Origin of the sequence: Halorhodospira abdelmalekii, assembly GCF_016583625.1 — a bacterium.
Taxonomy (GTDB): Bacteria; Pseudomonadota; Gammaproteobacteria; order Nitrococcales; family Halorhodospiraceae; genus Halorhodospira; species Halorhodospira abdelmalekii.
Genome location: NZ_NRRN01000136.1, coordinates 1 through 711 on the forward strand (window position 1 = coordinate 1; position 711 = coordinate 711).

The window sequence follows — 711 nt, forward strand, 5'->3', positions numbered from 1 at the left end:
TCGATCACACCGGCCGCGCCATCGACCCCAAAAAGCGCGGCGCCATCGCCCAAAACGCCCCTCCCATCCTGCAGCGACTCGGGCTCGCCGATGAGCAGTGGCTCGAGCAGGCCACTCGATTTGAAGCGCTCTACCGACGAAAGGGCCGGGATCATCTCAACGCCCTCAGCGGCAAGCGTGACCGGGCCGATCAAGACCGTGCCGACCAAAGCGGCATCGGAGACGCGGACAGCAGCAAATCCCGTCACCAGGCAACGCGCGGACCCGACTGAGAGATCACTATCGCTCATCCGTTCGACCGCGCTAACTGAACGCTACTGGCTCAGTCGAACCGATCAACGCTACTCCCCACCTTCAGCAAATCGACTGAAACGGGGCGCCGTGCCCTACTCCCTACCGACCTTTTAACATAAGACCCGTTAGACGAAGTAGAAACGCTCGTTACCGACTGATTCCTCAATCATCCTAAGCCACACCACCTTAAATGCGTTTGAGTCTCAGCATGGCCCGCACTTCCATGTGACAATGCTTCCCTGTCTACTACCTTCCTTGCCCACCCAAACCAAAGTGCCTGTCCCTGTTCCCGATCACACCGGTCGCGCCATCAACCCCAAAAAACGCGGCGCCATCGCCCAAAACGCCCCACCCATCCTGCAGCGTCTCGGACTCGCCAACGAGCAGTGGCTAGAGCAGGCCACGCGATTTGAAGCC

At 59.8% G+C, this 711-nt stretch carries 1 protein-coding gene; it reads right to left on the reverse strand.

What is annotated here, in order from left to right; translation table 11 throughout:
* On the reverse strand, positions 1-290 hold a 290-nt coding region (locus CKO15_RS13810), incomplete at its 3' end, for a hypothetical protein (protein ID WP_200197404.1).
* Between the last annotated feature and the right edge of the window lie 421 nt (positions 291-711).